This is a genomic window from Mesobacillus subterraneus (assembly GCF_000934845.1).
In the GTDB taxonomy this organism is placed as follows: Bacteria; Bacillota; Bacilli; order Bacillales; family Cytobacillaceae; genus Mesobacillus; species Mesobacillus stamsii.
Window position 1 is genome coordinate 1 of the sequence record NZ_JXIQ01000202.1, and the last position, 6804, is coordinate 6804.

Annotated in this window: 10 protein-coding genes; all 10 read right to left on the bottom strand. The window is 44.0% G+C overall.

Annotated elements, in window-relative coordinates:
• Positions 1 to 108: 108 nt before the first annotated feature.
• The 10 genes from rplK to cysE all read right to left on the bottom strand — a co-directional run bounded on the left by rplK (position 109) and on the right by cysE (position 6623).
• Entirely contained in the window at positions 109 to 534 is a 426-nt protein-coding gene (rplK, locus tag UB32_RS18765) for a 50S ribosomal protein L11 (RefSeq protein WP_023626445.1), read from the bottom strand.
• Between the two features lie 172 nt (positions 535 to 706).
• Positions 707 to 1240, bottom strand: a complete 534-nt coding sequence (gene nusG, locus UB32_RS18770) for a transcription termination/antitermination protein NusG (protein WP_044396689.1) — start codon at positions 1238 to 1240, stop codon at positions 707 to 709.
• 160 nt (positions 1241 to 1400) lie between these two features.
• Complete coding sequence (secE, locus tag UB32_RS18775) at positions 1401 to 1583, bottom strand: preprotein translocase subunit SecE (protein WP_044396691.1); 183 nt, start codon at positions 1581 to 1583, stop codon at positions 1401 to 1403.
• A gap of 54 nt (positions 1584 to 1637) precedes the next feature.
• Complete coding sequence (gene rpmG / locus UB32_RS19695) at positions 1638 to 1787, bottom strand: 50S ribosomal protein L33 (protein WP_084221914.1); 150 nt, start codon at positions 1785 to 1787, stop codon at positions 1638 to 1640.
• Positions 1788 to 1930: 143 nt separating this feature from the next.
• Positions 1931 to 2581: an RNA polymerase sporulation sigma factor SigH gene (sigH, locus tag UB32_RS18780; protein WP_044396693.1), complete on the bottom strand. Its 651-nt coding sequence runs from the start codon at positions 2579 to 2581 to the stop codon at positions 1931 to 1933.
• 68 nt (positions 2582 to 2649) lie between these two features.
• A complete protein-coding gene (locus UB32_RS18785; RefSeq protein ID WP_044396695.1) occupies positions 2650 to 3159 on the bottom strand; it encodes an NYN domain-containing protein in 510 nt (169 codons plus the stop codon).
• 2 nt (positions 3160 to 3161) lie between these two features.
• Entirely contained in the window at positions 3162 to 3890 is a 729-nt protein-coding gene (rlmB, locus tag UB32_RS18790) for a 23S rRNA (guanosine(2251)-2'-O)-methyltransferase RlmB (RefSeq protein WP_044396703.1), read from the bottom strand.
• Positions 3891 to 4140: 250 nt separating this feature from the next.
• Positions 4141 to 4545, bottom strand: coding sequence for a Mini-ribonuclease 3 (locus tag UB32_RS18795; RefSeq protein WP_044396697.1), 405 nt, complete (start codon positions 4543 to 4545; stop codon positions 4141 to 4143).
• A 4-nt stretch (positions 4546 to 4549) separates the two neighbouring features.
• On the bottom strand, positions 4550 to 5947 hold the full coding sequence (cysS, locus tag UB32_RS18800) for a cysteine--tRNA ligase (RefSeq protein WP_044396699.1): 1398 nt from the start codon (positions 5945 to 5947) through the stop codon (positions 4550 to 4552).
• Positions 5937 to 6623, bottom strand: coding sequence for a serine O-acetyltransferase (cysE, locus tag UB32_RS18805; RefSeq protein ID WP_044396701.1), 687 nt, complete (start codon positions 6621 to 6623; stop codon positions 5937 to 5939). Before cysE ends, cysS begins: the two co-directional genes overlap by 11 nt.
• Positions 6624 to 6804 lie beyond the last annotated feature (181 nt).

Below are 6804 nucleotides of genomic sequence, written 5' to 3' on the forward strand. Positions count from 1 at the left end.
AGCTAGACAAACGAAAAGCGAAGGCGCCTTATAGGCGCCGTTTCAGACAAAAGGTTGCGGGTGAAATCGAATTCAGCTCCGCAACCCTTCCATCCTCTGCAGCAGAAATTAGTCTTCGATTGTGATTCCCATGCTGCGTGCAGTACCTTCAACCATGCGCATTGCTGCTTCAACGCTAGCAGCGTTCAAGTCAGGCATTTTCTGTTCAGCAATCTCACGTACTTTATCACGCTTGACTGTTGCTACTTTATTACGGTTTGGTTCACCAGAACCAGACTGGATTCCAGCTGCTACCTTCAAAAGAACTGCAGCAGGAGGAGTTTTCGTAATAAATGTAAAGGAACGGTCTTCAAAAACCGTGATTTCAACAGGAATGATCAATCCAGCTTGATCAGCTGTGCGAGCGTTAAATTCTTTACAGAATCCCATGATGTTAACACCGGCTTGACCTAGTGCAGGTCCAACTGGTGGTGCCGGATTGGCTTTGCCAGCAGGGATTTGCAATTTAACCATTTTAATTACTTTTTTAGCCACGAGACACACCTCCTTAAAGTCCGTGATGTGGTAATAGGGGATTTTCCCCTCCCACTCATAACGAAAGCCTTTATAGTAAATAAAGAACTTGACATATATTTGTCAATCGTCCAAGACATACTGACTTATGAAATATTACCACTTTTTAAAGTTGATTTCAAGGTATTTCGGATTATAATTTTTCAATCTGTGAAAATTCAAGTTCTACCGGCGTATCGCGGCCAAACATATTCACAAGCACTTTAAGCTTCGCTTTGTCCTTGTCGATCTCTTCGATTACGCCCGTGAATTTCGCAAACGGTCCTTCGCTGACTTGGACTGTTTCACCAAGTTCGAAATTAATATCCACTTTCTTCTCTTCGACGCCCATGCGTTTAAGAATAAAAGTTACCTCTTCCGGAAGCAATGGTGTTGGCTTTGATCCAGCACCCGAAGAGCCGACGAAGCCTGTTACGCCAGGAGTATTGCGGACAACATACCATGAATCATCTGTCATGACCAATTCTACTAAAACATAGCCAGGGAAAGTCTTTCTTTTCACAACTTTCTTTTTGCCGTTTTTGAAATCTATTTCTTCTTCTTCAGGCACGATCACGCGGAAGATCTTATCTTGCATGCCCATTGTTTCAACACGTTTTTCAAGATTCATTTTCACTTTGTTCTCGTATCCCGAGTAAGTATGCACTACATACCAACTTTTTTCCATTATCGAGGACTAAACGTCCGTCCCTCCCTATTTCCAAATGCACTAGCTTTACTGCATCTAATGTAATGGTGATTTTTTCAAGCAAACAAAAAACCCGTTATCCGGGCTTTGATCCATGTTCTGCATTTATATTTTCCATTATACCATGAGTGTGCGGTGGTTATTCAAGAATTAAGCGAATCAATTTAGAAATACCAAGGTCTAGCACCGTGAAGAACAGAGCAGCTATCGCAACCGTAGACAAAACCGTAATCGTGTAGCGAGTCAATTCCTTGCGTTTAGGCCAGCTGACTTTTCTCATTTCACGTCCAACTTCACTGAAAAACTTAGTGATGCGCTGCATTATTTTGTACCCTCCAACTTATCGAAATTCCATATGATGCTTTATCTGAAAACCTTATTTCGTTTCTTTATGAACTGTATGGGTACCACAATTGCTGCAGTACTTTTTCAGCTCGAGTCGCTCCGTTTGCGTTTGCTTGTTGCTTGCAGTTGAGTAGTTTCGAGATCCGCATTCCTGACAAGCAAGAGTCACTTTATTGTTCATTACCATCTACACCCGCTTTAACAGGCAGGATTCTATGAAACCGCCGTCTATTGTATCTATAAAAAGATAACACGGTTGATAGATTGTGTCAATAAACGCTTTCGAGAGGAAAAAACCGATTTCTCGCTATTATGGCATTTCGTTTACACTGACAGCTCCCTCAGTTCAAGATACCGTTCAAGTTTTCGTTTCACGCGTTGCAGCGCATTGTCAATTGATTTGACGTGACGATTCAGCTCTTCGGAAATCTCTTGATAGGATTGTCCGTCCAAATACAGTGCGAGCACTTTTCGTTCAAGATCACTAAGTAGCTCTGACAGCTTCACTTCAATTTGGTCAAATTCTTCCTGATTAATAAATAATTGTTCGGGGTCCATCACTTTCGTTCCGGATAAAACATCCATCAGTGTTCTGTCTGATTCTTCATCATAAATCGGCTTGTCCAGGGAAACATAAGAGTTAAGCGGGATGTGTTTCTGTCTTGTCGCCGTCTTGATTGCCGTAATAATTTGACGGGTAATGCATAGTTCTGCAAATGCCTTGAATGATGTTAGCTTGTCCTCTCGGAAATCACGAATTGCTTTATATAAACCGATCATCCCTTCCTGCACAATATCCTCTTTATCCGCACCAATCAGAAAATAGGAACGTGCCTTTGCGCGGACAAAATTCCTGTATTTGTGAATCAAATAGTCAAGCGCATCGCTTTCTCCCCTGTGCACCGCTTCAATAATTTCTTCATCCTCCAGCAATAAATAAGCGTCATTTAAACGATTTCTGATGTCAGCACTCATATCGATCCCCCCGCCCGCACATACAGTTAGAAATATTATACAGCAGAATTTTTTAAGCCGTCAACAGCTCACTTCTCTCCTCTACGCCATTTTTCAAAAATTTCTGCCACTTCTTTCGAGAGCGGAATCTTTGCACTTGGCTTCTTTTCCTGGATCACTTTCACCGATTTTTCTATTTTTTGGCGGATGAGATTCATTTCGTGGAGCAGTTCCCTTGCTGACTTCCTTAAGGCTCCCTGTCCAAAAATGGCCCATTGCTCGGTATAGTCAGAGGTGGCAACATGAATTTGCGTTTTGCGGTTGCTCAGCTCGATCGCCATCTTTTCAATCCGCTCATCCGCCGTTTCATTTTCTTTTGTAAAAATTACATCCACTTTGTAATTTTTATATTTCTTTTGTGTGCCTGGTACAAAATAAGCATCGAAAACAATAATGACGCGATAGCCAGTATATGCCTGGTACTCAGCCATGATTTCCACCAGTCTGTCCCTGGCCGCTGAGAGATCTTTTTTCTTGAGATTGACCAGCTCTGGCCATGCGCCGATAATATTGTAGCCGTCAACAAGCAGGATATCCATATCTATTCCCCTAGTGGCTGCCGTTTGCGATAAACCTCATACATCAAAAGCGCCGCAGCCACTGATGCATTCAAGGAAGTCACATGTCCAGCCATCGGCAGGCTTAATAGGAAATCACATTTATCACGAATCAATCTTCCCATTCCTTTTCCTTCACTGCCAATTACCAGGCCTAGAGGCATTGTGCCATCCATTTGGCGGTAATCCTGTTTCGCCGATGCATCGGTTCCGACTATCCAAATACCGCGTTCCTTCAGTTCATCGATTGTTTGTGCCATATTCGTGACCCTCGCAACCGGGATATATTCGATTGCACCGGTAGAGAGTTTTGCAACAGTAGACGTCAGTCCTACTGCTCTCCGCTTCGGAATGATTATTCCGTGGGCTCCTGAGGCGTCGGCTGTCCTCATGATCGACCCAAGATTATGTGGATCCTCGATTTCATCAAGAAGCAAAAAGAAAGGAGCCTCCTGTTTCTTTTCCGCTGCCGCGAACAAATCATCTAGCTCTGAATATTCATACGCTGCTACCTGGGCAATAACGCCCTGGTGATTGCCTGTGGCAAGCTGGTCGATCTTCTTTTTTGGAACGAATTGAACCATAACATTGGCTTCCCTCGCCATGCCAATAACCTGCTGCATTTGGCCGCCTTGGGAGCCCTCTGCAATCAGGATCTTGTTCATATCACGATCCGATTTCAGCGCTTCAATCACTGGATTTTTGCCAATAATGTAATCCTGATTTTCATTTTGCTCCTGTTGTTGTTCTGGCTTTTGCTGCTTGGTGTCACGCTCCGCATTGGATTTCTGGACACGCCTTGTATGATCATCCTGGATTTTGGCTTGTTTCTTTCGTTTGTCCTCCGGTTTCTCAGCCGTCTTCCGCGCGGGTTTCCGGCTTTTATCGTCATCCTTATTCCGTCTGGTGTTCTGATCCTGGTTTTGCTTTTGTCTCTGGCTCATCTGGAACCCTCCTTCCTGACTATTCTGCAGCGATTGCAAATACTTTGGCAATCAGTTCTTCTATCCGTCTTTCATTCCCCGCCAGATGCAAAGAACCAATCAATGCCTCAAAAGCTGTACTATATCGGTATGTTTGCACATCTGTATTTTTCGGAACAGAGCCAGATTTTGCATTGCGGCCCCGTCTTACAATGGCCATTTCTTCTTCTGACAGCTCATCCATATCCATCAGTTTATGCAGGTATTTCGCCTGTGCTTTAGCTGATACAAAGGCGGTAGCTTCCTTGTGCAGCTGATTTGGCCGAACCTTTCCGCTATGCAGCAGGTGATGCCGGACATACAGTTCGTACACCGCATCCCCCATGTAAGCAAGCGCCAGGCTATTTAATTGTTTTTCGTCAACAGTTTTTTCGTAATGCAGCATCCTTTTAGCCTCTTTTCCATCTGATGCCCTGAGGAGTGTCCTCGATGACGATGTTCATTTCCTTCAGCTGGTCACGGATTTCATCTGCAAGCTTGAAGTTCCGTTCCTTCCTTGCCTGCGCCCTTTTTCCGATCAGCTCCTCGACCTCTTCATCCAATAGATCTTCATCCGTCAGCGACAGGCCTAGAACTCCAAACAAAATTTCAAATTCATTCAGGAATGACCTGATCACTTCTGCAGACGTATTTTTCTCCATCAAGTACAGATTGGAGAGCTTGGATAAGTCAAACAGAACAGATACTCCATTCGCTGTATTGAAATCATCATCCATTTCCTTGATGAACTGGCTGTGGATCGCAGCGATTTTAGCTAGCCATTCCTGGTTGTTTGCGGTCAATTCAGCGCTCGCAGCAATCCGATGCTTTAGATTTTTATAAGAAGTCTTCAGGCGTTCGAAGGCTGCCTTCGTATTTTCAAGCAGTTCATCGCTGTAGTTGATTGGATTACGGTAATGGACTGACAGCATAAAGAACCTTAACACCTGTGGATCATGCCGTTTGATAATCTCATGGACGGTGACAAAATTGCCAAGTGACTTAGACATCTTTTCATTATCAATATTAATATAACCATTATGCATCCAGTAACGGGCAAATGTCTGCCCTGTCAATGCCTCTGACTGGGCGATTTCATTTTCATGGTGCGGGAATGCAAGGTCCTGGCCTCCTGCATGGATATCGATCGTATCTCCCAGGTATTCACGGGCCATTGCTGAGCACTCGATATGCCAGCCTGGACGACCCTTGCCCCATGGACTATCCCAAGAAATCTCGCCTTCTTTAGCTGCTTTCCATAGAACGAAATCAAGAGCATCTTGCTTTTTTTCTCCAACCTGAATTCTCGCTCCGACCTTTAGTTCTTCGATGGACTGGTGAGAAAGCTTCCCGTATTCATTGAATTCCCTCGTGCGGTAGTAGACATCCCCGCCGGATTCATAAGCATAGCCTTTTTCGATTAGCGCACCGATAAATTCTATGATCAAATCCATTGTTTCGGTTACCCTTGGGTGAGCATCGGCTTTTTTGCAGCCAAGTGCGTGGACATCCTCGAAATAAGCGTTAATGAAGCGCTGAGCGATAGTTGGTACATCTTCTCCCAGCTCATTGGCAGCTTTGATGAGCTTATCATCTACATCTGTGAAATTAGAAATATATTTTACATTGTAACCGCGAAATTCAAGGTAGCGGCGCACCATGTCGAAAACAATAGCAGGACGGGCATTTCCAATATGAATATAATTATAGACAGTAGGTCCGCAGACATACATCTTCACTTTTCCCTCTTCTAGCGGGACAAACTCCTCTTTATTTCGGGTAAGTGTGTTATAAATTTTAATTCCCATTTTCCAGGCCCCTTCCTTGACTTACTACTTCCAACTCTTCTTGTAATTTCAGTAGTTCCAATTCTTTTTTTAGTTTAGCCAGTTCCTTTTCGATTTCTTGACAGCGGTCTGAAACAGGGTCTGGCAAATCGCGATGATTGAAGTCCTTTTTGACTCTGACGCCATTCTGGATAACGATTTTTCCTGGAATGCCGACTACGGTGGAGTTTGGCGGCACATCTTTCAGGACAACGGATCCTGCCCCGACTTTAGAATTCTCCCCAATCGTGATCGAACCTAAAACCTTCGCGCCAGTCGCAATCAGCGCATTGTCCATCACCGTTGGGTGGCGCTTTCCTTTTTCCTTGCCTGTACCACCGAGGGTAACCCCCTGAAATACCGTTACATTATCCCCGATCTCGCAAGTTTCGCCTATGACGACGCCCATCCCATGATCGATGAAAAATCTTCTGCCAATCTTTGCTCCTGGATGGATTTCAATCCCCGTAAAAAAACGGCTTATCTGAGAGATCGTCCTTGCGATAAAATAAAACTTGCGCTTATAAAAAGCATGCGCCAAACGATGAGACCAGATTGCATGCAATCCCGCATAAGTCAAAACCACTTCGAGCGTATTTCGCGCAGAAGGATCTTGTTCAAACACAACTTCTATATCTTCTTTTATCATTTTAAACATGAAGTAAATCCTCCTTTTGTGAAAAATTGGTTTGAAATTTTGCTCAGTAGTGAGCACCTTATAGAGCCGAGATTTGGCTTTAGCAGGATTTTTTTGGAATGTATGTGACCCATCTCTTGCTCCTCCAGCTTTTTCGGGCACATATTCCCTATCTTTGTGACCCAACTCTTGCTCCTCCGGC

What these genes read in the sequence shown, in the direction of transcription:
- nusG (WP_044396689.1), bottom strand. Translation starts at nt 1,240, where the DNA reads ATGGAAAAAAGTTGGTATGTAGTGCATACTTACTCGGGATACGAGAAC.
- secE (WP_044396691.1), bottom strand. Translation starts at nt 1,583, where the DNA reads ATGCAGCGCATCACTAAGTTTTTCAGTGAAGTTGGACGTGAAATGAGA.
- rpmG (WP_084221914.1), bottom strand. Translation starts at nt 1,787, where the DNA reads ATGAACAATAAAGTGACTCTTGCTTGTCAGGAATGCGGATCTCGAAAC.
- sigH (WP_044396693.1), bottom strand. Translation starts at nt 2,581, where the DNA reads ATGAGTGCTGACATCAGAAATCGTTTAAATGACGCTTATTTATTGCTG.
- UB32_RS18785 (WP_044396695.1), bottom strand. Translation starts at nt 3,159, where the DNA reads ATGGATATCCTGCTTGTTGACGGCTACAATATTATCGGCGCATGGCCA.
- UB32_RS18795 (WP_044396697.1), bottom strand. Translation starts at nt 4,545, where the DNA reads ATGCTGCATTACGAAAAAACTGTTGACGAAAAACAATTAAATAGCCTG.
- cysS (WP_044396699.1), bottom strand. Translation starts at nt 5,947, where the DNA reads ATGGGAATTAAAATTTATAACACACTTACCCGAAATAAAGAGGAGTTT.
- cysE (WP_044396701.1), bottom strand. Translation starts at nt 6,623, where the DNA reads ATGTTTAAAATGATAAAAGAAGATATAGAAGTTGTGTTTGAACAAGAT.